The organism is Roseomonas sp. E05 (assembly GCF_030063475.1).
Taxonomy (GTDB): Bacteria; Pseudomonadota; Alphaproteobacteria; order Acetobacterales; family Acetobacteraceae; genus Pseudoroseomonas.
Window position 1 is genome coordinate 1 of sequence record NZ_JASIRT010000034.1, and the last position, 22,447, is coordinate 22,447.

24 protein-coding genes and 1 pseudogene are annotated in these 22,447 nt (G+C 70.2%); 7 read left to right on the forward strand and 18 right to left on the reverse strand.

Annotated features, from left to right (window positions below; genetic code table 11):
- The first annotated feature begins 227 nt into the window (after window positions 1-227).
- A protein-coding gene (locus QMO56_RS22355; RefSeq protein ID WP_283529453.1) for an IS5 family transposase occupies window positions 228-991 on the forward strand; the annotation gives its coding sequence in 2 pieces (ribosomal slippage) (window positions 228-561 and window positions 561-991; 765 coding nt in all).
- A gap of 2 nt (window positions 992-993) precedes the next feature.
- Here the strand turns inward: QMO56_RS22355 and QMO56_RS22360 are convergent.
- From QMO56_RS22360 to QMO56_RS22375, 4 genes are all read right to left on the reverse strand, one after another.
- Window positions 994-1,389, reverse strand: a complete 396-nt coding sequence (locus tag QMO56_RS22360; protein ID WP_349362379.1) for a DDE-type integrase/transposase/recombinase — start codon at window positions 1,387-1,389, stop codon at window positions 994-996.
- The gene (locus tag QMO56_RS22365) at window positions 1,310-1,702 is read right to left on the reverse strand and encodes a transposase (protein WP_349362380.1); all 393 of its coding nucleotides are present in this window, start codon (window positions 1,700-1,702) and stop codon (window positions 1,310-1,312) included. The genes QMO56_RS22360 and QMO56_RS22365 overlap by 80 nt, the downstream gene beginning before the upstream one ends.
- Window positions 1,703-1,809: 107 nt before the next feature.
- The gene (locus QMO56_RS22370; protein ID WP_283529456.1) at window positions 1,810-2,358 is read right to left on the reverse strand and encodes a carboxymuconolactone decarboxylase family protein; all 549 of its coding nucleotides are present in this window, start codon (window positions 2,356-2,358) and stop codon (window positions 1,810-1,812) included.
- A gap of 15 nt (window positions 2,359-2,373) precedes the next feature.
- Window positions 2,374-3,459, reverse strand: coding sequence for an amidohydrolase (locus QMO56_RS22375; RefSeq protein ID WP_283529457.1), 1,086 nt, complete (start codon window positions 3,457-3,459; stop codon window positions 2,374-2,376).
- A 249-nt stretch (window positions 3,460-3,708) separates the two neighbouring features.
- On the opposite strand from QMO56_RS22375, the gene QMO56_RS22380 reads away from it, so the two are divergent.
- From QMO56_RS22380 to QMO56_RS22400, 5 genes are read left to right on the forward strand one after another with little or no spacing between them, the layout of a single operon-like run.
- Window positions 3,709-4,482, forward strand: a complete 774-nt coding sequence (locus QMO56_RS22380) for an alpha/beta fold hydrolase (protein ID WP_283529458.1) — start codon at window positions 3,709-3,711, stop codon at window positions 4,480-4,482.
- A gap of 7 nt (window positions 4,483-4,489) precedes the next feature.
- Window positions 4,490-5,302, forward strand: a complete 813-nt coding sequence (locus QMO56_RS22385) for an alpha/beta fold hydrolase (RefSeq protein ID WP_283529459.1) — start codon at window positions 4,490-4,492, stop codon at window positions 5,300-5,302.
- A complete protein-coding gene (locus QMO56_RS22390) occupies window positions 5,299-5,889 on the forward strand; it encodes a DUF4286 family protein (RefSeq protein ID WP_283529460.1) in 591 nt (196 codons plus the stop codon). The genes QMO56_RS22385 and QMO56_RS22390 overlap by 4 nt, the downstream gene beginning before the upstream one ends.
- Window positions 5,890-5,931: 42 nt before the next feature.
- Complete coding sequence (locus tag QMO56_RS22395; protein ID WP_283529461.1) at window positions 5,932-6,642, forward strand: metal-dependent hydrolase; 711 nt, start codon at window positions 5,932-5,934, stop codon at window positions 6,640-6,642.
- On the forward strand, window positions 6,639-7,445 hold the full coding sequence (locus QMO56_RS22400; protein WP_283529462.1) for a GntR family transcriptional regulator: 807 nt from the start codon (window positions 6,639-6,641) through the stop codon (window positions 7,443-7,445). Before QMO56_RS22395 ends, QMO56_RS22400 begins: the two co-directional genes overlap by 4 nt.
- Here QMO56_RS22400 and QMO56_RS22405 read toward each other — a convergent pair.
- The 12 genes and pseudogenes from QMO56_RS22405 to QMO56_RS22455 form a co-directional block, all read right to left on the reverse strand.
- Entirely contained in the window at window positions 7,377-8,099 is a 723-nt protein-coding gene (locus QMO56_RS22405; protein ID WP_283529463.1) for a GntR family transcriptional regulator, read from the reverse strand. The genes QMO56_RS22400 and QMO56_RS22405 overlap by 69 nt on opposite strands.
- Before the next feature lie 116 nt (window positions 8,100-8,215).
- Entirely contained in the window at window positions 8,216-9,130 is a 915-nt protein-coding gene (locus QMO56_RS22410) for an SMP-30/gluconolactonase/LRE family protein (protein WP_283529464.1), read from the reverse strand.
- A gap of 55 nt (window positions 9,131-9,185) precedes the next feature.
- Entirely contained in the window at window positions 9,186-9,308 is a 123-nt protein-coding gene (locus QMO56_RS22415) for a hypothetical protein (RefSeq protein WP_283529465.1), read from the reverse strand.
- Between the two features lie 64 nt (window positions 9,309-9,372).
- A pseudogene (locus tag QMO56_RS27025) lies at window positions 9,373-9,972 on the reverse strand (metallophosphoesterase); the annotation flags it as partial.
- Window positions 9,973-9,976: 4 nt separating this feature from the next.
- Window positions 9,977-12,604 carry a CaiB/BaiF CoA-transferase family protein gene (locus QMO56_RS22420; protein ID WP_283529466.1) on the reverse strand — a complete coding sequence of 876 codons (2,628 nt, stop codon included), beginning with the start codon at window positions 12,602-12,604 and terminating at the stop codon, window positions 9,977-9,979.
- 52 nt (window positions 12,605-12,656) lie between these two features.
- On the reverse strand, window positions 12,657-13,679 hold the full coding sequence (locus tag QMO56_RS22425) for an ABC transporter ATP-binding protein (protein WP_283529467.1): 1,023 nt from the start codon (window positions 13,677-13,679) through the stop codon (window positions 12,657-12,659).
- Entirely contained in the window at window positions 13,672-14,712 is a 1,041-nt protein-coding gene (locus tag QMO56_RS22430) for an ABC transporter ATP-binding protein (protein WP_283529469.1), read from the reverse strand. Before QMO56_RS22430 ends, QMO56_RS22425 begins: the two co-directional genes overlap by 8 nt.
- The gene (locus tag QMO56_RS22435; protein WP_283529470.1) at window positions 14,709-15,584 is read right to left on the reverse strand and encodes an ABC transporter permease; all 876 of its coding nucleotides are present in this window, start codon (window positions 15,582-15,584) and stop codon (window positions 14,709-14,711) included. Before QMO56_RS22435 ends, QMO56_RS22430 begins: the two co-directional genes overlap by 4 nt.
- A 15-nt stretch (window positions 15,585-15,599) precedes the next feature.
- Window positions 15,600-16,541 carry an ABC transporter permease gene (locus QMO56_RS22440; RefSeq protein WP_283529471.1) on the reverse strand — a complete coding sequence of 314 codons (942 nt, stop codon included), beginning with the start codon at window positions 16,539-16,541 and terminating at the stop codon, window positions 15,600-15,602.
- A 16-nt stretch (window positions 16,542-16,557) separates the two neighbouring features.
- Window positions 16,558-18,126 (reverse strand): ABC transporter substrate-binding protein, encoded by a 1,569-nt coding sequence (locus QMO56_RS22445; protein ID WP_283529472.1) that lies wholly within the window; start codon window positions 18,124-18,126, stop codon window positions 16,558-16,560.
- 62 nt (window positions 18,127-18,188) lie between these two features.
- On the reverse strand, window positions 18,189-18,605 hold the full coding sequence (locus QMO56_RS22450; RefSeq protein ID WP_283529473.1) for a Zn-ribbon domain-containing OB-fold protein: 417 nt from the start codon (window positions 18,603-18,605) through the stop codon (window positions 18,189-18,191).
- 11 nt (window positions 18,606-18,616) lie between these two features.
- Window positions 18,617-19,747 (reverse strand): thiolase family protein, encoded by a 1,131-nt coding sequence (locus tag QMO56_RS22455; RefSeq protein ID WP_283529474.1) that lies wholly within the window; start codon window positions 19,745-19,747, stop codon window positions 18,617-18,619.
- 221 nt (window positions 19,748-19,968) lie between these two features.
- On the opposite strand from QMO56_RS22455, the gene QMO56_RS22460 reads away from it, so the two are divergent.
- Window positions 19,969-20,757, forward strand: a complete 789-nt coding sequence (locus tag QMO56_RS22460; protein WP_283529475.1) for an SDR family NAD(P)-dependent oxidoreductase — start codon at window positions 19,969-19,971, stop codon at window positions 20,755-20,757.
- A 46-nt stretch (window positions 20,758-20,803) separates the two neighbouring features.
- Here the strand turns inward: QMO56_RS22460 and QMO56_RS22465 are convergent, their stop codons facing one another.
- On the reverse strand, window positions 20,804-21,214 hold the full coding sequence (locus tag QMO56_RS22465; RefSeq protein WP_283529476.1) for a Zn-ribbon domain-containing OB-fold protein: 411 nt from the start codon (window positions 21,212-21,214) through the stop codon (window positions 20,804-20,806).
- A gap of 8 nt (window positions 21,215-21,222) precedes the next feature.
- Window positions 21,223-22,416, reverse strand: a complete 1,194-nt coding sequence (locus QMO56_RS22470; RefSeq protein WP_283529477.1) for a thiolase family protein — start codon at window positions 22,414-22,416, stop codon at window positions 21,223-21,225.
- Window positions 22,417-22,447 lie beyond the last annotated feature (31 nt).

The window sequence follows — 22,447 nt, forward strand, 5'->3', positions numbered from 1 at the left end:
TGTGCGCCAGGGCGGCCTCGCGGCAGATGCGGCTCGATCACCGCCCAAGCCTCGTCACTCAGCCACTCTGATCCGCTCATGCCACCTCCTCCGAAGAAGCACAGCGAATCAGAAGACCTACGACCAATCAAGAAGATGATCAGGTTCTCAGCCTAGGCTCAGGACCTATTAACGCTGCTCTTGCGCTTTGATCCTGTTGTGATTCCATGGTGTCCGGTGGTACTGCCATGGCCAACCTGTTCTGGCTCACGAAGGCACAGATCGAGCGGATCTCGCGCGACTTCCCGCTCTCGCATGGTGTGCCGCGGGTGGACGACCAGCGTGTCGTCAGCGGCATCATCCACGTCATCCGCAATGGCCTTCGCTGGCGCGATGCGCCTGCCGAATACGGCCCGCACAAGACCCTCTACAACCGCTTCGTCCGCTGGAGCCGCATGGGGGTCTTCAACCGCATCTTCGCGGGGCTGGCAGGGCGCAAAGGGCAGCCGGGTCGGCTGATGATCGATGCCACTCATCTCAAAGCTCACCGCACAGCAGCCAGCCTGCTCAAAAAGGGGCTGTTCCCCGCCCTATCGGGCGTACCAAAGGCGGCCTGAACTCCAAACTGCACGTTGTCTCGGATGGGGATGGCCGCCCATTGGTCATGCTGCTGTCCGAAGGCCAGATGAGCGATCACAAAGGGGCCGCGCTGATGCTCGACGCGCTGCCGCCCCCCCGCATCCTGATCGGCGACAAGGGCCATGACAGCAACCGCTTCCGCCAGGCCCTGACCGCTCGCGGCATCGAGCCCTGCATTCCGTCACACCGTGGCCGCAAACAGCGCATCGTGCATGACAGGAAGCTCTACCGCCAGCGGCACCGTATCGAGAACATGTTCGGCAGGCTCAAGGACTGGCGCCGCATCGTCATGCGTCATGACCGATGCGCTCACACCTTCATGTCCGCTATCTGCCTCGCCGCCGCCATCCTCTTCTGGATTAATGAGCCCTGAGCCTAGACGGCCTCGACCTTGAGCGCCTTCATGAAGCTCCCGGCTTTGGCATGATCGTATGGATTGCCCCGCCGGCTCATCGAGCCCGTCAGGCCGTGGGCGGCGAGCAGCTCGCAATACGCCTCGGATGCGGATTGCCACCCACGGTCGGAATGGTGGATGCGGCCCTTGGGTGGCGCGCGGTTCCGGATGGCCGCCTGCAGCGCCGCCACGGCGATCCGGACGTCCATGGAGCGGCTGATGGCGTGGCCGACCACCTTGCGCGACCAGGCGCCCAGGATGACAGCCAGGCAAACAAAGTCACCCGGGAGAGCCCCATCAGCTCGCATCCCCGGGCGGCGGAGATGCCGGGGAGCCGGTGACGACGGAGGTCGTCGCGCTTCTCGGCCGGGGACCATGCTTCAAAGCCCCCCTTAGCAGCTCGAGCTCCAGCGCCTGCCGTCCGGCCATCCGCTTCAGCGCCGCGATCTTGGCCTCGTACTCCTGGATCAGATCGGCCGCCTGCGCGTCCTCATCCAGGGCACCAGCCTCGAACTTGCCGACCCAGATCCGGATCAGCTGGCGCGAGATGTCGTGCCGCTTGGACAGGGCGTGCCGGGTCTCGCCCGCGATGAGCGCCTCGGCCATCTGCCGCTTGAACGCAACGCTGTGGGAACGGTGCCTTGCCATGACTTCCATCCTCCGGAAGCCCAGCCAGGAGGGGCAATGCATTTCGCCGAATCTGTCCACATACCGGGGCGCACTCCAAAACCGGGGCAGTTCTCAGCGGCAATCAACAGAGGCGGCGGAAGGCCCCTCCGGCATTGCCTAAGGCCCGGTCAGGACGGCAGCGGAAATTCCTGGAGGAAGGGCTGGTAGTCAGGCTCGACGTCCACCTCCAGCGTCGCCAGCAGCCGCACGACGCCGCAATAGAAAGCCACCACGACCGTCAGCTCCGTCAGCAGTTCTGCATCCAGATGCGGCCGCAGCGCGTCGAAGGTGGCGGCCGACATGCCGGGCCCATCCCACATCTCGCGGGCGCCACGCAGCACCAGGCGGGCGAGCGGGTCCAGCCCGGTCTCCTGGCCTTCGCTCTCTGGTCCGATGGCCGCGATGTCGCTGTCCGGCAGGCCGAAATCGCGGCTGATGCGGACATGGTGCGACCACTCATAGGGGCTGCGCGCCAGCCATCCCACCTGCAGGATGGCAAGCTGCCGCAGCCGCGGATCGAGCCGGCTGCGATGGCGGATGAACATGCCAAGGTTGTCGAAGGCGCGCGCGGCGCCGGGACTGTTCGCCAGGACGCGGTTCAGGGTGATATCGCGCGCCAGGATGTCCTTGTGCTCGGCCGGCAGGTCGTCGCGGCGCAGAAGCGGAACCCGTGCCATGGTGGCTCTCCCTGCTCAGTCCGCTTCGCCGAGGCGATAGAAGCGGGTGGCGTTGTCATGGAACAAGGCCGCGCGCTCTGCGGCCGGCCAGCCGGTGGTGATGCGCTTGAAGGCGTTCCACAGCGCGGTGTAGCCGCAACTCGCCTTGTCCACGGGGAAGTTGCTCTCGAACATGCAGCGCTCCGGGCCGAAAGCCTCGACGCAGGTTTCGATATAGGGGCGCCATGCCTCGGCGAGCCGGACGGAATCCGGCGGCTGATCGCCCTCGTGAAAGCCGAAGCCGAAGAGGCGCATGCCCAGGCCGCCAAGCTTCACGTGCAGGTTGGGGCAATGCGAGAGCTCGCGGATGGCGGCGCTCCAGGCCGCGAAGACATGGCGCCGCCGGCTGGCATAGGGGCCGATGCCGATGGCACCGCCCACATGGTTCAGCACGATGCGGGTGTCCGGGAAGGCGTCGGCGAGGTCGCGCAACTCGGCGAGCTGGGTGTGATAGGCCCAGGCATCGAAGCTCAGGCCGAGCGGCGCGAGCGGCGCGAAGCCTTCCCGGAAGGCGGGGTCCAGCAGCAGCATGGGCGGCGGCGTCGCCACGGAGCCGCGGGCCGCCGGGTCCGGGTGCCAGGCGGCGATCTGCCGGATGCCCCGGAAATGCCCGGCACCGGCCTCGACCTGCGCCTCCAGCACCGCGCGGATGGCCGCGCCGGCGCGGAGGTCCGCGAAGCCGACGATGCCGTCCGCGACGCGCGTGCCACCTGGCCGCGCCGCCGCGCGCATCGCGGCCCTGGCGACGAATTCGGTTTCGCCGAGCGGCTGGAACAGCGGATCGCCGCCGGGGCGGTAATGCGTGTGGCACTCGATGAAGACACTCGCCCGCACGTCGTGGCCGGTGCCGGCATCGGCGAGGAAGTCGTCAAGCAGATAGGAATCGTCCGGGCGTTCCCAGAGATGGTGGTGCGCGTCCACGATCGGCAGGTCCGGCTCCAGTGCCGGCTCCGCGTTGCGGGCAAGCCAGTCAGGACGGATGACGGGATGCCGCGCAGGCGCGGCCGCAGTCGTGCTCAGGATGTGTCCTCCGGCTTCTCTTGGGGCGGAGCTCGTCGACACTCGGCCCGCCGGCATCCTAGACCCTTGCTCCCGAGGCCGTCGACACCCGTTGCGGCGGCGACGCAAAATTTCCTGATCAGCACTCGATCGTCTTGCATGGCGGCGGGAATGGCGCCATCCACAAGCCGTCGGCACTAGGATGAAAGCGGAAGAAGTGTCGACAGCAGGGGAGAACGCCAGCATGAGCTGCCTGCCGGATGCCAGCCCGCGCCTGATGCGGCCAACCCGGCCGGGCCGGGGAGCTTGTTCATGACCGGCCTCGTCCTGGAGGGCCAGTTGGAGGGCGAAGGGCCGCCCGTCATCCTGCTGCATGCCGTCGGGCTCGACGGCCGCTTCTGGGGACCGCTGCCAGCGGCCCTGGCGGGGTCGCGCCGCGTGCTCAGCCTCGATCTCGCGGGCCATGGCCGCTCGCCGGCGGTTTCCCGCCCCCGCCCGATCGCCGACTATGCGGAGGACGTCGCCGCGACGATCCGCCAGCTCGGGGCGGGGCCGGCCGCCGTGCTGGGGTTGAGCTTCGGCGGCATGGTGGCGCAGGAGCTGACCCTGCGCCATCCGGAACTGGTTTCCGCCCTGATCGCCTGTGGCTGCGGCGGCGACTTCCCGGCGGAGCTGCGTCCCGTGCTGCGCGAGCGCGGCCATGCCGCCGAGAACGGCGGCATGGCGGCCGTGCTGCAACCGACCCTCGAACGCTGGTTCACGCCCGGCTTCCGCGCCGATCCGGCGGTGCAGAGGGTGCGCAACCGCCTGCTCTCCACCGATGCCGCGGGATGGTCGTGCGGGTGGCACGCCATCGCCGGCTTCTCGGCCACGCCACGGCTGGGCGGCGTGGCGGTCCCCACCCTGGTGATCGCCGGCGAGCAGGACGCCGCCGCCCCGCCCACGCTGGCGGAGAGGACCATCGTCCGCGCCGTGCCAGGCGCGCGGCTGGCGGTGTTGCCCGGCGCGCCGCACATGATGCAGATCGAGTGCGGCGAGGCCTTCACGGCGGCGGTCGCCGGCTTCCTGCGCGACGGCCCGACGTGAGGCGGCGATGGAACCCCTGCTGCACCACCGCCTGACCGGACGGCCTGCCGATGGGCGGCCGGCCCTGTTGCTGATCCATCCGCTCGGCGCCGCGCTGGACTTCTGGGACGCCTGCCTGCCCGACTGGCAGGCCACCCTGCCCTGCCTCGCGGTGGATCTCCGCTCCGCCGGCGCCTCGCCGCGCGCGGCGCAGCCGCCGGGCCTCGACCGCCATGTGGCGGATGTCGAGGCGCTGCGTGCCGCGCTGGGCCTGTCCGCCGTCATTCCGGTGGGCTGCGCCATGGGCAGCATGGTCGCCGCCGCCTATGCGGCGCGCCATCCTGAGCGCGTGCCGGCGCTGGTGCTCTCAAATCCCACGCCCCGCTGCGACGAAGCGGCCCGGGCGATGCTCCAGGCCCGCGCCCGAGCCGTCCAGGCCGGCGGCATGGCGGCCATCCTGCCCGACGCGGTGGAGCGCCCCTTCGCCGCGCAGCCACGCGGCGCTGCCTATGAACGCTACCGCGCCGCCTTCGCCGCGCAGGATGCGATGGCCTATGCCGATGCCGTGCTGGGCTTCGCCACGGCGGATGTCAGTGCCGAGTTGCCGCGCATCCAATGCCCGGTGCTCCTGGTCGCCGGCCGCCACGACCTGCTGCTGCCGCCGGCCCTGGCGGAGGAGGTGCGGCATCTGCTGCCCGGCGGCACGGCGCGGCTGGAGGTGGATGAGGAGGGCGCGCATTTCCTGCCGTTCCAGCAGCCGCGGCGCTTCGCCGCCCGGGTGCTGGACTTCCTCGGTTCGGCTTGCGGCAAGCCCCCGGAACAGAAAGGCCCGACGGCATGAGCAAGAAAGGCTTCCTCCTGGTGCTGATGCACCCGCCACCCGCCTTCGAGGAGGAGTTCAACGCCTGGTACGACGCCGAGCACGTTCCCGAGCGGCTGGCCGTGCCGGGCTTCGAGAGCGGCCTGCGCTTCCACAGCCTCGCCGGCGCGGCGCCGCGCTACCTCGCGCTCTACGACCTCGCTTCGCCGGCAGTGATCGAGGCGCCGGAATACCTGCGCGTGGCGCATGACCAGGCGAGCCCCTGGACCAGGCGGGTCACGGCCCGGGCGCGGGTGCAGCGCTTCACGGGCGAGCAGGTCTATCCCGGCGACCGCCTCACAAGCCGCGCCGCGCGCCTGCTGCTGCTGCGCTTCCGCGGGCTTTCTTCCGGTGACGCGCCGCGGGTGGTATCCGGGATGCGCGCCAGTTTCGAGGACCGGCCGGAGGTACGGCAGGTCCGCATCCTGGCGCATGATGCCGGGGCGGCCGGCACCGATTTCCTCGGCGTCGTCGAGGCGCGCGTGCCGTTGCCCGAGCATTTCGACCCCGCCCCCTTCGGCGCGGCGGCCGATGCGCTGGACCTCGTCGGGAGCTACACGCCCTTCTGACGGGGAGTGGCCACCCGGCTGCGGCATGACAAGGAGACAAGCATGAAGATCACCTGGTTCGGCCACTCGGCGTATCGGCTGGATTTCGGCGCCGCGGCGGTGCTGATCGATCCCTTCCTGAGCGGCAACGGCAGCTTCAGGGGCGACCCGGAAGCGGCCACCGCGGGTGCCACGCATATCGTGCTGACGCATGGCCATGCGGACCATGTCGGCGACACCGTGGCGATCGCGCAGCGCACCGGCGCCAAGCTGGTGGCGACCTTTGAGCTCTGTCAGTATCTCGGCGCCAAGGGCGTGGCCGCCACGGACCCCATGAACACCGGCGGCACCACCGACCAGGGCGAGTTCGCCCTCTCCCTGACCATCGCCTTCCACTCTTCCTCGGCCATGGACGAGAACGGCGTGCTGCACAATCTCGGCCTTCCGAACGGGGTGGTGATCAGCCCGAAGGACAAGGCGGAGCCGGTCGTCTACCACATGGGCGACACCGACATCTTCGCGGACATGGCGCTGATCGCCGAGATCTATCGGCCCAGCGTGGTCATGGTCCCGATCGGCGACCGCTTCACCATGGGCCCGCGCAGCGCCGCGCTGGCCGTCCGCCGCTTCCTGCCCGCTGCGAAGACCGTGCTGCCCTGCCACTACGCGACCTTCCCGCCCCTGCTGCAGACGCCCGAGCCCTTCCTGCGCGAGATGGGCGAGCAAGCCGGCCGTGTGCGCGTTCCCGTGGTGGGCGAAGCCTTCACCCCGTGAACGCGCCGCGTACGCGGCGCGGGACGGTGGGACGGGACGGCGCCGTCAGCCGCCCCGCCAGCGGGCGGAAGGCGCCGCCGCCGGCGAACCTGGAACGGTTCCGCGCGGTCATCCACCGTGTGCTGTCGCGCGGCGAGGAGCATCCCTCCCTGGTCACGGAGATCGCCTGCACGCTGGGCGCCGAAATCCTGGAGGGTCTCCTGCCGCCTGGCTGCGACCTGAACTCGGTGGAGCTGGCGCGCCGCTTCCGCACCAGCCGGACGCCGACGCGCGAGGCGCTGGCCATCCTGGAAAAGGAAGGGCTGGTGGAGATCCCGCCCCGGCGCCGCCCGCGGGTCGCCCGGCATGGGCGCGCCGAGATCCGCGAGATCTACCATGTGCGCGCCGCCATGCTGGCCCTGGTTGCGACGGAGGCGGGCGAGCACGCCGCGCCGGCGGAGATCGCGGAGCTGCGCGAGATCGCCGTGCGCATGGCCGCCGCCGCAGCGAAGGGCGACGCGAACGACTACTTCTGGAACAACGTCCGCTTCCACGAGCGCCTGGCCGAGCTGTCGCGCAACCGCACGCTGCAGCGCCTGCTCGACTCACTGATGCTGCGCAGCCTGCGCTTCCGCCGGCGCACCCTGTCACAGCCCGAGCGCATCCAGCGCTCGATCGCGGACCATGCCCGCCTGGTCGGCGCGCTGGAGGACCGCGACCTCGGCCTCGCCGCCGCTCTGGTGCGCTCCAACGTTCTAGGTGCGCTTCGCAGTCTCGAGGCCCTGCTGGAGGCCGAGGGCGGGGCGCGCGGCGCGGCGGGGTGACTTGCCGCCGGCGCCGGCCGCTTCCGCCGGGTGCTCCGCATGCAGCCCGGCCCAGCCGCTCTCGATGTGCTCGACCAGCGCCTGCACGGCGCCCTCCTTGTCGCCCGCCTCCAGCAGCGTGAGGAAGCGTTCGTGCTCGGCGATCTGCTTCTTGCGCCGCCCGGCATATTCCTGGCCGATGAAGGGATACTTCGCCCAGAGCACGCGCACGAATTGCAGCGTCTGCGGCCGCTTGGCCAGCTCGTAGAGGCGGAAGTGGAAGCGGTAGTTCTCCGCGCGCATGGCCTGGGGCGTGCCCTTGCGCGTCAACGCGACGATGCGCGCCTGGCTTTCCCTGAGTTCCACGAGGTCCTGGGACGTCATGAGCGCGATGGCGCGCGCCGTCAGCTCGCGTTCCAGCAGCACGCGCAGCTCGAAGACTTCCTGGGCGGCGCCGGGCACCACCTCGGGCACCACCAGCCCCTTGTGCGAGACCCCGGCGACATAGCCCTCCGCCTCCAGCGTGTGCAGCGCCTCGCGCACCGGGGTGATGGAGACGCCCAGTTCCTCCGCGATCTGGGACTGCTTCAGCTTGGTGCCGCGCGGATAGGTGCCGGCGATGATGCGCTCCCGAATGATCTCCGCCACTTGATCCTGTTTGGTCCTGAACGCCATCGTCGCAATATCCTCACCGGGGCCTGTCCGGCATTACGGCTTCAGAGTACCCGGCCGGTCCTGCCGAAGTAAACGAGGGGGCGAAAAGCCCCCCGCCCGGCCGCCGGAGGAAGGGCTCAGTGCTGGAAGTTCAGCCGCAGCCCCGGCTCGTCCCAGCGCATCCGGGCCAGTTCGCCCTTGGCGGAGAGCGTGACGTAGGCCGTCCGCATGTCGGCCCCGCCGAAGCAGATGTTGGTGGGATGCGTGTCCGGCATCTTCACCTCCCGGAGCAGCCGGCCATCGGGCGCGAAGACCGTGATGAAGCCGGTGCCCAGCGTCGTCACGGCGATGTTGCCGGCTGCCGTCACCGCCAGACTGTCGAAGCGCGTCGGGCCGGGCAGGCCGGCGATGCAGTGCCCGCCATGCGGCGCGGGGAAGGTTCCGGCCCGCACCACGCCCGGCGCCTCCACCTCGAAACACCACAGCCGCGCCCCCTCGGTATCGGCCACATAGACCCTGCTCTCGTCCGGCGAGAGCCCGACGCCATTGGGGCTGAGGATGGGATAGGCGAGCTGGCGGATCGCGGAGCCGTCCGGCAGCGCGTAGTAGAGCCCGCCATGGTCGCGCGAGCGCGCGTAGCGCTTGCCCATGTCGGTGAAGTAGAAGCCGCCCTGCCGGTCGAAGACGAGGTCGTTGGGCGCCGAGAGCCGGTGCCCCTCGCATTCGGTGTAGAGCACGCGCCGCTCGCCGCTGCGCGGATCGACCCGCTGGATGGAGCCGCCCGCGTAGTCCGACGCGGGGCCCATGCCCATGAAGTGGCCGGGCAGGTACAGGCTACCGCCGTTGTCGCAGAGGTAGAGCGCCCCGTCCGGCCCCATGGCCAGGCCGTTCGGCCCGCCCTTCGGTGCGCCGAGCCGGGTGACGGCCCCATCCGCCGCGACGCGCGTGATCCGGCCCCCGTTGATCTCGGTGAGGAGGACGGCGCCGTCCTCCAGCACCACCGGGCCTTCCGGGAAGCCCAGCCCGCGCGCGATGATCTCGATCTCCTCCATGGCACGTCCTTTTCCCCTGTCGTTGCGGTTCCGATGCGTTCCCGGGCGGCGCCCGTCAGGCGCCCGCGGGCAGGTAGCGCCAGCCCGGCGGCGAGGGGCCGAGCCAGCGCGGCGCCTCGCCGGGCCAAAGCACCCGACCATCGGCGGCCACGCCCCAGCCCGCCGCCACCCCCAGCACCTGCAGCCCGCCCTCCGCGGCCGCCGAGAGGGCGTTGACGTGGTGGTGGCCGCACCACCAGCCCAGCCCCCATGGCCCGCGCCAGCCCCTCCAGCGCCGCCGCGCCGGCGGGGTGGCTGGAGGGGGCCTCGTGCGTCACCAGCACGTCGGCACGCTGGCCCCGCAGCGCCTCCCAGTCCTCCGGCCAGATCGCCATCGCGGCCAGCGCCTCGCCCAGGGCCTGGCGCTGCGCAGGGCTCCAGCTCGCGTCCAGCGTGTCGAGATCGGCGGCCAGATCGGCGCGGCGGCGCAGGCGCGGCGCGGCGGGCGGCTCCCAGACGCGGCGGCGGAACACCCCGCCCAGCCCGGCGACCCGCAGCCCGCCGATCTCCGCCACGCGGCCATGCAGCGCGCCGGGGGCGGTCAGCGGGTTGCGCTCGGGCGCGGCGAGGTTGGCCCACATTTCCGGCCCGCCGTCATAGTCGTGGTTGCCGAAGATCCAGTGCACGGCGACGCTCCGCCGCAGCAGCGGCGCCGCCAGCAGGTCCAGCGGCGCGTGGCACTCCATGTCGCCCAGCAGCACCGCCGCCGCGGGCGGCCGCTCCAGCGCGGCGAGGCCCGCTTCCAGATAGTCCCAGCGCCGGTGCAGGTCGCCCACGAAGACGATGTCTCCGGCGCCGGGCACGGGGTCAGATCACCCCTTCGGCGGCCAGTTCGGCCACCTCTTGCGCGGAATAGCCGAGCAGGTCGCGCAGCAGCCGCGCGTTGTCCTCGCCATAGCCGGGGGCACCCCGGTCGATGATGCCGCCGCTATAGGCCGGGGTGGCGGACAGCTTCGCCGGCAGTTCGGTGACGGGCCAGCGGCCGATCCTGGTGCCCGTCACCTCGGTCATCCAGTCCAGCGCCGCCAGTTGCGGGTCGCGGTCGCAGCGGTCCTCGGCGTCCTGGCAGACGCCCGCCGGCACGCCGGCCGCCTGCAGCGCCGCCATGCAGGCATGCGCCTCCTGCTCCCGCGTCCAGGAGGTGACGGCAGCGTCCAGCGCATCCTGGTGGGCCAGGCGCGCCTCCAGCGTCGCGAAGCGCGGATCGCCGGTCCAGGCCGGATGCCCGGCGGCCCGGCAAAGCCCGCGCCACTCCGCCTCGGTGAAGCAGGCGATGGCGATCCAGCGATCCGCCCCGGCACAGCGATAGGCGCCGTGCGGCGCCGCCGGCTTGTAGGGCGAGCGGTTGCCGATGCGCGTCCAGGCGCGGCCATTCACCTGATGGTCGAGGATCGGCACGCCGCAATGGAAGATGCCGGCCTCGCACTGGGAGCTGTCGATCCACTGCCCGCGCCCGGTGCGGTCGCGGTGGAACAGCGCGCCGAGGATGGCCGTGGCAAAGCCATAGGCGCCGATCCAGTCGAGATAGGAATAGCCCCAGCCGGCGGGCATGGCGGGTTCCGGCAGGCCCGACATCTCGGCGGTGCCGGCGAAGGCCGCCGCCACGGGGCCGATGGTGCGGAAGCGCCCATAGGTGCCCACGCCGCCCATGCCGGACTGCTGCACGTAGATGATGTCGGGCCGGATCTCGCGCAGCACCTCGTAGCCGAGGCCGAGGCGCTTCAGCACGCCGGGCGAGAAGCCTTCCGCCACCACATCGGATTGCGCGATCATGCGGCGCGCGATCTCCAGCCCCTTGGGGTGGCGGATGTTCAGCGAGAGCCCGCTCTTGCCGGCGTTCTTGTTGTTGAACTGCCCGCCCATGTCGGAATCGGTGACGCCCTTCAGCGGCGCCGTCGCGGCGCGGCGGGCTTCCCGCCCGCCCACCGGCGCCATGGCGGCGAGGCGGGTGTCCGGGTTCTCCTTCCACTCCACCTTGATGACGTCGGCGCCGAGGGCCGCGCAGAGCCGCGTGCCGCCCGCCGAGGCGAGGAACCAGGAGAAGTCGAAGATCCGCACGCCCTGCAGCGGGAAGGCCTTGCCGCGTGCCGAGAGGCGCGGCGGGTCGCCGCGCGGCCGCGCGGGCACCGAGGGCCGGCGCTCCGGCATCGCGGTGCCGAGCACGGCCTCCGTGTGCTCACCCAGGCGCGGCGCGCGCGCGCCGGGCTGCCAGCGCGTCTCGGTGCTCAGCCATCGGCTGGCGGGATAGGGCAGCGTGCGGCCCAGCTCCGGGTGTTCCACCGCGGCGAAGGTGCCGCGCGCCTGCCAGTGGGCATCCTCCACATTCTCATGCGGCTTGCGCAGCGGCGCCCAGAGCAGGCCGGCGGCCTGCGCGTCGCGCCAGGGCAGGTCCTCATAGGTATAGGCGCGCATGAAGCGCTGGATCACCTCGGTGATATGCGCCTTGCCCTCGTCGCCGGCGGCGGAGCCGGGGATGTTGCGGGCGCGCGCATCCGTGCCTTGCTCCGGGGTAACCAGATCCGCCTGCATGCCGTATTTCGAGAGGAAGGGCACGAGGCTGGTCTGGTCCCGCACCGAGAGGCCGAGCGCGATGAACCAGCGCCCGTCCTTGGTGTGGCCGATATTCGGCACATGGTTCGGATGCTCGCCGGCATGGCGGCAGGTCATGCGGTAGAGCGGCGCCCGGCGCATCACCCAGGACATCACGTCCAGCTCGGTGTTCTTCGAGACGGCGTCGTGTACGGCGAGGGAGACGTCCTGCCCCTCCCCCGTGTGCAGCCGGTGCAACAGCGCCGCGAGGATGCCGACCACGAGCTGCTCGCCCGCGATGTGATAGGCGTGCCAGAGCTGCGGCGCGATCGGCGGCAGGTCGTAGTGCCAGCCCGGTGTGGCGTCGTAGCCGCAGTTCATCATCACCCCGCCCAGGGCGAGATGGATGAGGTCGCTGGCGCGGTAGTCCTTCCAGGGACCGGTGTCGCCGAAGGGCGTCATCCGCGCCACCACCAAGCCGGGGAAGCGGCGCGGCAGGCTCTCCAGGCTTTCGCCGAGCGCGCTGTGCAGACCGCCGCGCGTGGACTCCAGCACGATATCGGCCGAGCGGATCAGCGCCTCCAGCGCTGGCCGCTGCTCCGGGTCGGCGATGTCGAGCCGCACCGAGCGCTTGCCGCGGTTGTAGGTCCAGAAATGCAGCGACTTCTCAGGGTCCGGCGTGTCGCCGGCAAAGGGGCCGATTGTCCGGGTGGGCGAACCCTCCGGCGGCTCGACCTTGATGACCTCCGCGCCGAGCCCGGCCAGGATGAGCCCGGCATATTCCGCCAGCTCGTCGGCGAACTCCACGACGCGCAGCCCGGCCAGCATGCCGGGAGCCTCCGCATCGAGCTTTCCCGGTTCCGGGGCCGCGCCTGTCCGATCCTGCTGCACCGTCACTCCACCCATTCCCTGGCTGTTTCCGGCCACTGCGTTGCTGGCGAGAGTCCCGCTCCCCCGCTCATGCGGCGCCCGTGGCCGGGGCGCGCAGATGGCAGGCGACGGCATGACCTTCCGCATCCATCACGAGCGGCGGCTCCGCCTCCCGGCAGGCCTGCACCGCGATGGGGCAGCGGGTGTGGAAGCGGCAGCCCGGCGGCGGGCGCAACGGGCTCGGCACGTCGCCGCGCAGCAGCGGGCGCGCGGGCCGTGGCGGCCGGCGCCCGCCGACCCGCGGCAGCGGGCGCGAGGGCGGCACCGCGGCGAGCAGCGCTTCCGTATAGGGATGGCGCGGCGCGGCGAAGAGCGCGGCCCGCGACGCCAGCTCGACGATCTTGCCGAGATACATCACCGCGACGCGGTGGCTGATATGCTCGACCACGCCAAGGTCATGCGCGATGAACAGGTAGCTCAGACCCAGCTCCTCCTGCAGGTCCATCAGCAGGTTGATGACCTGCGCCTGCACGGAGACGTCGAGGGCGGAAACCGGCTCGTCGCCGATGATCAGCTCCGGCCCCAGCGCCAGGGCGCGGGCGATGCCGAGGCGCTGGCGCTGGCCGCCGGAGAACTCGTGCGGGTAGCGCGCCATCTGGTCCGGCCGCAGCCCGGTGCGGCGGAACAGCGCCTCGACGCGGTCCCGCTGCTCGGTGCGGTTGCCGATGCCGTAGTTGACGAAAGGCTCGCCGACGATCTCACCCGCCGTCATGCGCGGGTTGAGGGAGGAATAGGGGTCTTGGAAGATCACCTGCATGCGCCGGCGGTGCCGGTGCATCTCCGATGGGCGGAGATGCGTAATGTCCTCCCCGCCCAGGCGGATGGTGCCGGCGCTCGGCTCCACCAGCTTGAGGATCGCCTTGCCGGCGGTGGACTTGCCGCAGCCGCTCTCGCCGACCAGCCCGAGCGTCTCGCCGGGGGCGATGGCGAAGCTGATGCCGTCGACCGCCCGCACCTCCCCTCCCCCGCGGCCGAACAGCCCGCGACCGACCGGGTAATGCTTGACCAGCCCCTCGACGGAGAGCAGCGGCGGCGTGGAAACCTTATTCATCGCCCGGCTCCTCCGGGTGCCAGCAGGCGACAAGGTGGCGCGGGCGCTCCTCGACCAGCGGCGGCATGGTCTCCCGGCACGGGTCGGTGGCGCGGTCGCAGCGTGTGGCGAAGGGACAGCCGGGCGGCATGGCGGTCAGCGCCGGCACCACGCCGGGGATCTCCGCGAGGCGCCGCCGCCGGGCCCCCACACCGCCAAGATGCGGCATGGCCGCCATCAGGCCGCGCGTATAGGGGTGCAGCGGCGCGTCGAAGAGTTCGTCCACCGCCGCCTCCTCGACCTTGCGGCCGGCATACATGACCACCACCCGGTCCGCCATTTCGGCGACCACGCCGAGATCGTGGGTGATCAGGATGACCGCCGCGCCGGTCTCCTCCTGCAGGTCGCGGATGAGGTCGAGGATCTGCGCCTGGATGGTGACATCGAGCGCCGTGGTCGGCTCGTCCGCCAGCAGCAGCCGGGGACGGCAGGCCAGCGCCATGGCGATCATCACGCGCTGGCGCATGCCGCCGGAGAGCTGGTGCGGATACTCGTGCAGCCGCCGCTCGGGCTCAGGCATGCGGACCTGTCGCAGCATGGCGAGCGCACGGTCCATGCAGCGGTCCCAGGGCAGGCGCTCATGCACCATCACGGTCTCGGCGATCTGCCGGCCGATGGTGAGCACCGGATTCAGGCTGGTCATCGGCTCCTGGAAGATCATGGCGATCTCGCCGCCGCGCACCGCGCGTATCGCCGCGTCGGAGAGGGTGAGGAGATCGCGCCCGCCCATCACCGCGCTGCCCGCCGCGATGCGGCCCGAAGGCTTCGGCACCAGCCGCAGCAGGGAGAGGGCGGTCATGCTCTTGCCACAGCCGGATTCGCCGACGATGCAAAGCGTCTCGCCCTGATGCACGGCGAAGGAGAGGTCGTTGACAGCGACAGCGGGCGGCCCCTCGCCGCAAAATTCGGTGCGCAGGCCGCGCACTTCGAGCAGCACCCCACCCTGCTCCGGCGAGGCGACGGGCGCCGTCGCCACGGCCGTGGCGGCGCTCACAGCCGCCTCGCCAGGCGCGGATCGAGCGCGTCGCGCAGCCCGTCGCCGAGGACGTTGATGGAGAAGACCATGAGGGCGAGCGCGATGCCGGGAAACAGGATGTTCCAGAAGGCGAGCTGCACGTAGAGCCGTCCCTCCGCGATGATGTTGCCCCAGCTCGGGATCTCGGGCGGCGTGCCGACGCCGAGGAAGCTGAGATAGGATTCGGTGAGCACCGCGGACGCGCAGATATAGGTCGCCTGCACGATCAGCGGCGCGAAGGTGTTGGGCAGGATGTGGCGGCGCATCAGCCGGGGAAAGCGCGTGCCGATGGCGGCGGCGGCCTGGATGTAGGTCTGCTCGCGCACCGAGAGCACCACCGCGCGCACCAGCCGCACGACGCGCGGGATCTCGGGGATGGTGATGGCGACCACCACCACCCAGAGGCTGGCGCGGGTGAGCGACATCAGCGCGATGGCGAGCAGGATGCCGGGGATGGCCATCAGACCGTCCATTACCCGCATGATGATGGCGTCGGCCAGGCGGAAATAGCCGGCGATGACGCCCAGGGCCAGGCCGAGAACGGTGCTCGCCAGCGCCACGGCGAGGCCGATCAGCAGCGAGACGCGGCCGCCATGGACCACGCGGGAGAACAGGTCCCGCCCATAGGCGTCCGTGCCGAACAGGTAGTCGCCGCCCGGCGGAAGCATCCGGTCGATAACGTTCATCTCGATCGGGTCGTGCGTGGCGATCCAGGGGGCGCCGAGCGCGCTCAGCACCAGCAGCAGCAGCACCAGCCCGCCCAGCGCGGCGCCAGGGTGGCGGCGCAGCAGGCGGGCCGGACGGAAGCGGCGCGGCGCGGCCGGGGCGGAGGCGTTCAGCGATACGCTCATGCGGCGGCCCTCCGCTCAGTACCGGATGCGCGGATCGAGCGCGGAATAGGTGAGGTCGATGGCCAGGTTCACCAGCACATAGACGCCGGCGACGGTCAGGATCACACCCTGGATGATCGGGTAGTCGCGCTGCAGCACCGCCTCGATGGTGAGCCGCCCGATGCCCGGAATGGCGAAGACGCTTTCGGTGACGACCACGCCGCCGATCAGCATCGCGATGCCCACGCCGATGGTGGTGACGATCGGCACGGAGGCGTTCTTGAGCGCGTGCAGGATCAGCACGCGCGGCTCGGCCAGGCCCTTGGCACGGGCGGTGCGGATGAAATCCTCGTTCAGCACTTCCAGCATGGTCGCGCGGGTGATGCGCGCCAGCAGCGCCATGTAGACGAGGCCGAGGGTAAGTGTCGGCAGCACGAGGTGCCGCGCGAAGGCCAGCGGGTCCTCGCTCAGGCTGACGAAGCCCTGCACCGGCAACAGGTCGAGCTGGAGGGCGAAGCCGATCACCAGCCCGTAGCCGATCAGGAAGACGGGCAGCGAGAAGGCCAGCACGGAGAGCGCCATGATCGCCTGGTCCACCCAGGATCCGGCCCGCCAGGCCGCGAGCACGCCCAGCGGCACCGCCAGAAGAACGGCGAAGGCCATGGTGCTGACCGAAAGGGCCAGTGTCGGCTCCACCCGCTCCAGGATCAGGCCGAGCACGGGCCGGTTGAGATAGATGGAGCTGCCGAGATCGCCGCGCAGCAACTGCCCGACCCATAGGACGAACTGTTGCAGCAGCGGCTGATCCAGGCCGAGCCGCTCGCGGATGAGGGCGATATCCTCGGCGGTGGCCTGGTCGCCGGCGAGGATCGCCGCGGGGTCACCGGGGCTGAGCCGCAGCATCAGGAAGACGATCACCGCCACCACCGCCATCACCGGAATGGTCGCGAGAACGCGGAGAAGGATGTAGCTGCCCATGATGCGCCCCCTCCCCTCAGCGCTTCTCGATGTTCCAGTAGACCGGCTGCCCCGCCGGCACGACGCCGTGGATGTTCTTGCGCACCGCGATGGGCTGCGTGAACTGGCCGATCGTCAGATAGGGGAAGGTCTCCCAGGCACGGCGATGCAGCTTCTCCAGCAGCGGACGGCGCTCCTCGGGGTCGCTCTCGCGCGCCCAGTCGGCGACCATGGCATCCAGTTCCATGTCGCAGGCCCAGCCGGGATTCGCGCGCTCGCAGCGGCTGTTGAACCAGGTGTTGGCGCTCGGGTTTGCGGTGTCGGGGCCACCCTGCCCGGTGATGAAGAGATGGTAGCCACCGGCGTTGGGCGGGTCCTTGCGGGCGCGGCGGGATAGCAGGGTGGACCAGTCCATCGCCTGCACATCCACCTTCACCCCGGCGCGCCGCAGGCCCTGGATGAGCACCATGGTGGCGGCATTGTATTGCGGCCGGTCGCTGGGTTGCAGCACGGTGATCGGCTCGCCCTTGTAGCCCGCCTCCTGCAGGAGTTCCTTGGCGCGGGCGAGGTCCGGCTGGCGATAGGGCTCGCTGCCGGCATCCGTCTCGTTGCCCGAACCGCACTGAAAGAAGGCGCCGCACCAGGCGGTGTAGAGGCGGGGATTGCCCACCACCACGCGCATGTAGTCTTCCTGCTTCGCCAGCAGCGCCAGGGCCTGCCGCGCCCGCACGTCGTTGAAGGGCGGGTAGAGCCAGTTGGCGCGCACCAGAAGCTGCGTGCCAAGCGGGTCGATGATCTCCAGCTTGACGTTGGGGTTGCGCTCCAGCAGCGGGATGAAATCCAGCGGCGGCGCCTCGTAATAGTCGATCTCGCCGGCGTTCAGCGCCGCGAGCGCGGTATTCTGATCCGGGATGTAGCGCCACTCCACACGGTCCAGGAGCGCCCGCTTGCCGCCGGAGAGAAAGTCGGCCGGCTCCTCCCGCGGCTTGTAGGCGGGGTTGCGGCGGTAGGCCACCAGGCTGCCGGGGCGCCACTCATCGCGCTCGAAGATGAAGGGGCCGGAGCCGATGGTCTCGGTGATCTGCGTGTTGGCCGGCGTGCTGGCGATGCGCTCGGGCATGACGAAGGTGCCGCTGCCCTTGGCCAGGGTCTCCAGCACCAGGCCGTAGCGCTCCTTCAGCTTGATGGAGAAGGTGCGGTCGTCCACGGCTTCGAGCGCCGCGGTGAACTGCCCGAGGCGCTGGCCCATCGGGTCGCGCTGCATCCAGCGGCGCAGCGAGGCCACCACATCCGCCGCCCGCACCGGCTGCCCATCATGGAAGGCGAGCCCGTCGCGCAGGGTGAAGGTCCAGAGCAGCTTGTCATCGGAGACGGTGTGGTGGTCCACCATCTGCGGCTTCGGCTCGAACTTGGAGTTCATGCCGTAGAGCGTGTCGTAGATGAGATAGCCGTGCCGCAGGGTGATGAGACCGGTGGTCCAGACCGGGTCCAGGATCTGCAGGTTGGCATGGATGGCGACACGCAGCGTGCCGCGGTCCTGCGCCATCGCGGGCATGGCCGCCGACGTCATCGCGGCAAGGGTCAGCATCAGCAATCGTCGTTTCATCGTCGCTCTTCCTCCCCTGATCGCCGGCGCGCCCTCTGCCGGGGCGCATCACGGCCGCCGCCTCAGCTGGTCAGGCGGAACTTCGGCAGCGTCAGCTCATCGTCCACCTTGTCGAAGGCCACTTCCACGGCGCTGCCGATCGGCGGATCATCCGGCGCCTCCCCGGCGAAGTTGCTCAACATCAGCGGCCCTTCCTGCAGCCGCACGAGGCAGACCAGGTAGGGCAGGTCGGCGCGGAAGCTGTCCCAATAGGCCTGGTGGAAGCGCACCCAGGACACCAGCGTGCCCCTGCCGGAGACTGGCGCCCAGGATTGCCGCGAGGAAAGGCAGGCCGGACAGACCGGCGTGCCGGGGTAATGTGTATTCCCGCATTCCTCGCAGCGCTGCACGGACAGGATGCCACGGTGGCAGTTTTCCCAGAAGCCGCGGCTGACCGGGTCGATCTTGGGGCAGGGCTTGGCAGGCAGCGGCGTTTCCATGGTTTGCCTCCTCAGCCGCGGGTGTAGATGATGGAGCGCGAGCAGGGCGTGATGGCGCAGAACTGCGCCACCTCGGCCCCTTGCACCTGGCGCGCGCCGCACTCGCCGCGCAGCTGCCGCACGGCCTCCACGTTGAGCGCCCAGCCCTGCATGTAGGAATTCGACAGGTGGCCGCCATCGGTGTTGGTGGGCAGCCGGCCGCCGACCTTCAGCGCGCCCCCCTCGACGAAGCCGCCGGCCTCGCCGCGCTCGCAGAAGCCAAGCCCTTCCAGGCTGAACAACACTGTCGGGCTGAAGTTGTCGTAGCACATCAGCGTGTCGATGTCGGAGGGGCCGACACCCGCCATGCCATAGGCCTGCCGCCCGACATCGCGCGCCTGATGGTACCAGCAATCGGGATCGTAATTGGCGATGGAGGCGGTCTCATAAGCCTCCCGCGCGCCGATGCCGGAGATCAGCACCGGCGGCTTCTTCAGGTCACGCGCCCGCTCCTTCGTCGTCAGGATGATGCAGACGGCGCCGTCATTGATCAGGCAGTAGTCCAGCAGCCGCAGCGGCTCGACGATCGGGCGCGCCGCCTCGTGATCGTCGATGCTGATCGGCTGCTTCATCACTGCATCGGGGTTGAGGCAGGCATGGTGGCGGAAGGCGACGGAGACCTCGGCGAGCTGTCGCGTCGTGGTGCCGTACTTCGCCCGGTGCTGCTGGAACATCAGCGCATGGGCGGCGCCCGGCGACGTGAAGCCGAAGGGGTCCCAGACCCCCGGGCTTTCCTCCCCGCCATAATTCACGCGGCGGGAGCGGCCGATATTGGCGTAGATAAGGGCGGCATAGTCGCAGAGCCCGGCCTCCAGCGCCGCCGCGGCCTCGATGATGCCCATGGCGGACATGCGGCCATGCGGCGGCAGCGGCATTGTCCAGCGCGGGGAGAGGCCCAGGATCTCGCCCATGCGGGCGTAATATGGGATGCGGCAGACCAGGAGCCCGTCCACCTTGCTTTTTTCGAGCCCGCAATCCTCCAGCGCGTTGCGGAACGCCTCGGCGCCGAGCCCGTAATCATCCCTGTCAGGGAAATTGCCGTAGGCCGTGTTGCCGACGCCGACCACCGCGATGCGGTCCTTCAGATGCGCGTAGTCGCTCATGGCGCGGTCCGCTCCCGACGCGCTCCATCCGGCGCTGCGCGAAGCCGGCCTGCCAGGGCCAACCGAGGTTTCACTCCCATCGTCGCCTCCTCCTGCAGCCCGGCCTTCGCGGCTCGTGCGGCTATTAAATATAAAATGCCTTTTATGAGTGGTGCCCGCAAGGCCCTTCAGCAATCCTGTCCATGCCGGGTGCGGTGAGACCGCCATCAACGGGGGAAGCAATGCCTGAAACCGGAAGTCGCCTGAGAATTCCTGACCTGGAGGGAAAGGCGGTGCTTGTCACCGGCTCCTCCACGGGTATCGGCGCCGCCGTCGCGCGCGCCTTAGGCGCGCAAGGAATGCGGGTCGCCGTGCACGGCTTCTCGCATGGAGAGGAGGCCGCGGCCGTGGCGGCGGGTATCGAGCGCAGCGGCGGGACCGCCGTCGTGCTGCGCGGCAATCTCCGTTCGCGCGGGGAGTGCACTGCCCTTGTCCGGCAGGCGCATGCCGCTTTCGGACGACTCGACATCCTCGTCAACAATGCCGGCGGCGTGGTGGAACGCCGGCCCATCCGCGACGTGGAGGATGATCTCTATGATGCCGTGACGGAGCTGAACGCGCGCTCCGTCTTCGCCTGCTCGCGCGCGGCCCTGCCCTTCATGGAGGCACAGGGCGGCGGGGCCATCATTTCCACCAGCTCGTTGGCAGCGCGCAGCGGCGGCGGCGGGCGCTCCGTGCTCTACGCGGCCTCGAAGGCGTTCGTCTCCACCTTCACGCGCGGCCTGGCGAAGGAGGTGGCGCGCTTCAACATCCGCGTGAATGCCGTCGCGCCCGGCGTCATCGACAAGCCGGGCAAGGGCTCGACGACACCGCCGCACCAGCTCGAAGCCTCGTTGCGGCAGACGCCGATGCGGCGCATGGGCACGGTAGAGGAATGCACCGGCGCCTATCTCTACCTGGCCTCGCAGGAACTCTCCGGCTTCGTCACCGGACAGATCCTGGAGGTGAATGGCGGGCTTCTGATGCCCTAGGTGGTGGGGCGCGACAGCTTTCGCCGCCGCGCCCCCTTCCACAACGCTACGCCTGCAGGGCGAACCGCGGCAGCACCGCGCCGTCCGGCATCTCGGCATAGACGAGGCGGACTTGCCGGCCGATCCAGCTTCCCTCCGGTGGATCGCCTTCCAGATTGCTGATCATCACCGGGCCTTCCGCCAGCCGCACCGCGATCGCATTATAGGGCGCGGGATAGGCGGCCAGGTACTGCCGGTGGAAGACCACCCAGGAGATGATGGTTGCCTTGCCCGAGACGGGTCTCCATTCGAGATTCTCGGAAAGGCAGGCGGTGCAGCCGGGGCCGGGCGGATACTGCCAGGTGCCGCAGCCGCAGCAACGCTGCAGCCGCATGGCACGGTCCCGGATGCTGTCCCACATCGGCCTGTCGTCGAGGCCAAGAACGGGGCTCGGAGTGCGGGCGATGTCGGCGTCCATGGCGTCCCTCAACGGCCGTAGATGAGCGAGACGGCTTTGCCGGCGACGTCCGAGGTGTAGTGGACGCGCCGGCAGTCCTGCACCTGCCGCTCGCCGCATGTCCCGCGAAGCTGGCGGACGCATTCGATCTGGTGTGCCCAGCCCTGCATGTAGGTTTCGGAAAGGTGCCCGCCGCCGGTGTTGGTCGGCAGCCGGCCGCCGGGGCCGATGCCCTGCTCACGCAGGAACTTCCCGGCCTCGCCCACCGGGCAGTAGCCATAGCCTTCAAGCGCCAAGGGCACGTGGACGGAGAAGCTGTCATAGACCTGGAAGACGTCCATGTCCTCCGGCCCGGCGCCGGCCATGGCATAGGAGCGGGCCGCCGCCTGCTGCTGCGCCGGCAGATAGAACTCGGTGAGGCGCGGCTCCAGGCTGGTGGCCCCGCGGTTCAGGTCGGAGCGGCCGATGCCCTCGATGAAGACGGGATTTGCGCAGATCTGCTTCGCCCGCTCCGCCTCGGCGATGATCATCGCCACGCCGCCGTCGTTGATCAGGCAGTAGTCGAAGAGGTGCAGCGGCTCGCAGACATAGGTCGAGGCCATGTAGTCCTCGACGGTGATCCGCTTGCGCATGATGGCGTTGGGGTTCATCGAGGACCAGCCGCGCTGCGCGACCGCCACCTCCCCCAGCTCGGCCTCGGTCATCCCGCGCGCATGCTTGTAGGCCTGGAAGGTGAGCGCGTAGAGCGCGCCCTGCGAGGTGAGGCCCCAGGGCGAATGATAGACATAGGAAAGGAAGGCATCGCCTCCCATCGCCTGCGGGCCGCCATACTGCGTCCCCGCCGTGCGCTGGTCGTTGCCGTAGACGATCGCCACCACCTCGGCCAGGCCCGCCTCGATGGCGGTGCAGGCCTGCACGACGGAGAGCACGGCATCCGCCTGGTCGCCCCAGCGCGGGTCGATGCCCAGCACCTCGCCGAGCCGCTCATAGGCGGTGGTCGGGCCGGCGATCAGCCCGTCGATTGCCTCGCGTTGCAGGCCCGAATCCCGCAGCGCGGCCGAGAAGGCCTGCATGGCGTAGCCGTAGGAATCCGCCGGCTTCTCCCCGGCGCGTGCCCGCCCCCAGTCGCGCACCCAATCGGTATGGCCGATGCCAACCACGGCAGCGGCCCGGCGGAGGCGCGGCGCGCCCCCGGAGGTTGCCGCCCCTGCTGTCACACTCATGCGCAAGCTCCTTGCTGTGCCAGGGACCGGT